4 protein-coding genes are annotated in these 2,495 nt (G+C 37.8%); 3 read left to right on the top strand and 1 reads right to left on the bottom strand.

Features of this window, described 5'->3' with window-relative positions:
- Positions 1-484 (bottom strand): DUF6754 domain-containing protein (locus MRT15_RS11955; protein ID WP_304330515.1); only part of this gene is annotated, 484 nt, incomplete at its 3' end.
- A gap of 317 nt (positions 485-801) precedes the next feature.
- Between MRT15_RS11955 and MRT15_RS11960 the strand changes: the two genes are divergently transcribed.
- The 3 genes from MRT15_RS11960 to MRT15_RS11970 all read left to right on the top strand — a co-directional run.
- Positions 802-1,053 (top strand): MoaD/ThiS family protein, encoded by a 252-nt coding sequence (locus MRT15_RS11960; RefSeq protein ID WP_304330517.1) that lies wholly within the window; start codon positions 802-804, stop codon positions 1,051-1,053.
- Positions 1,054-1,096: 43 nt separating this feature from the next.
- Complete coding sequence (locus tag MRT15_RS11965; protein ID WP_304330518.1) at positions 1,097-1,450, top strand: cupin domain-containing protein; 354 nt, start codon at positions 1,097-1,099, stop codon at positions 1,448-1,450.
- 70 nt (positions 1,451-1,520) lie between these two features.
- A partial coding sequence (locus MRT15_RS11970; protein WP_304330520.1) for a hypothetical protein occupies positions 1,521-2,495 on the top strand: 975 nt, incomplete at its 3' end.

Consider the following 2,495-nt stretch of genomic DNA (forward strand, 5'->3'; position numbering starts at 1 on the left):
TCTCCCTCTGGAATATTCCTAAGCATCCTTGAGCATATGCGAATTGCTCACTTGCAATGAACCTTACGAATTCAGGCTGATACATGTCAGCCTTACCCTCCATAGTATAAGCTTGCTTAACAATACCCTCAGCAGCCATGTAAACAGTATAATACCTATTTGCCACAATAAGTGGAATACCATATCTAGCAGTCTTTCTTGCAATATCACCTAAAATTGATAGTGCAGCAAGAGTTTCAAGTGCGCCAATGCCGCTCATCCCTGGTGAGAAGAATACTGGTTTACCCATCTCAGTGGCTCTTCCAATAGCTTCATCTATAGCCTCCACAGCGGGAATCTTCCTAACCTTAACCCTCTCAGGCCTCCTCTTAGAAAGCTCTAGCGCGAATATTGTTAGTATTCCGAAGATTAGTAGTAGGAATCCTTGCGCCATCCTACCAGAAATCACTTGAAACTCTATTTGAGCCAAATCCAGTAATATCATGTATACCACATCCAAAGGATTTCTCTCAAAAAAGGAGGTAATCAAAAATATTTTTGTTATGGAAGGTATATAAGTTTTACGATATAAAGGGAGTAAAATTTAAATATTGAATTTAAAGTGTGTTCAATTAATTGTCATTGAATGCTCGTATCCCAAGAGGATTACGATATTTTGGTTTAAAAGGCAAAAGTTGCTAATTGCATAAATTCAAACTTTCCCAAACACCATTTATTACGTGATGAAGGGTAAAGTTGATAAAGTAGGTTCATAGAAATATTTACGCCATGGGAAACCCGACCACCACAGATGAAATATATGTGAAGGTTAAATTTACATCATATCTTAGAGATTTGATTGGTAGGAATGATGCTATTATTAAGATGAAAAGTGGGGTAAGTGTTGATGATTTGATGAAGATTCTTTGGGAGAAGTGGCCTATAATAGGGAAGATGGATATGCATGGTGAAGGCCCAATAGTAATACTTTTGAATGGTAAGCCTGTTGGGAGAAGTGTAAAGTTGAATGATGGTGATGAAGTAGAGTTGATACCGCCAGCAACTGGAGGATGAAAAGTGTTTTAAGTTGTTTGGTGAACTAATTCATGAGGATATTATGGAGAAAGTTGTACACTACACTAAAGTTGAAAGTGAATTCGTGAAGGCTGAGGGGGCACGTGAAACATATGTTAGATGGCTAATAACGGACAAAGATGGTGCACCAAATTTTGCCATGAGATTATTTGAAGTAAAGCCTGGCGGAAATTCACCATACCATGAACACCCATATGAACATGAAATATTCATACTAGATGGAGATGGAAAGGTAATCATAGATGGAAGAGAATACATGGTTTCAAGGGGGTTTGCAATATACATACCTCCAAATGCAAAACACACAATAATCAACAATGGAAATAGCGATTTGAAATTCCTATGCATGATACCATTAACCACTAAAGGGAAATAAATGTAAAATGAGAATTAAATAAAATTAATAAATTGAAATCATCATACCTATTTTTTGAGTAGTGAGTTTAATGGGTGGAATACTATTTATTGGAACTGGAAGTGCAGGTGAAAGGATACTTTCAATAGCATATGCAACCTTCAAGAATCTACGATCAAAAGAGAATTACTTTGTTGCAGTAAACACTAGCAAGAAGGATCATGAGAGAGTTCAATCATACTTTGAGGAGAGGGGGATAAAGGATCACCCAAACTTCCTATTTGAAACCATTGGTGAAGAAACTTTAAGCGGTTATGGTGCTGGGAAAGACCCTAAACTTGGGCAAAGCGCATATGAAACGGATAAGGAGAAACTTCTAAAGAGGCTGAAAAGCCTACATAAGAAGGAGAACTTCAAAATAGCAATAACACTATCAAGCCTAGGTGGAGGATGTGGAACTATGGTTGCAGGGGAATTGTCAAGTGATGTAAGGGATGAAATTGGAATAAGAGTTGTACCCATATGCACAATACCATTCAGAAGGGAGGGAGACCTACTCGTTGGAAACGCCATACTTGGCTTAAGGAATTTACTTGATAAGGGGTTAAATCCATTAATTTTCGATAATGAATTGATGATGAGATTTAGCCAAACAGTGGGGGAGGGGGTTGATAGAGCCAACATAATAATTACATCCCTAGTATCAAGCTTAGTGGACCTTGTGGAGTATGGTGGATTCTCAAACCCCCCAATAGACATAATAGATATAACTAGACTGATAATACCACAATGCGGATTCTTCACAGTAGCATACCTAGATAACCTGAGAGATTTCAAGAAGAAGTGGAAGGATCTATTTGAATTCAACAAATCACTGGTTTCACAACCAATAACACAAACAAATTGCTTCATAATGTTCAAAGCCAGAAGCTTCCCACATGAATTGGTGGAAGATGCACTATCCTACCTTAGAACAAAGTATAGTGCAAAGGAGATAATACCAACAACCATAGAGGATAAAAGCTTCTCAGGATACACAATAGCGGCAATGGTTTGGGGGATGTCC

This window comes from Candidatus Culexarchaeum yellowstonense, assembly GCF_024707025.1.
Lineage (GTDB): Archaea > Thermoproteota > Methanomethylicia > Culexarchaeales > Culexarchaeaceae > Culexarchaeum.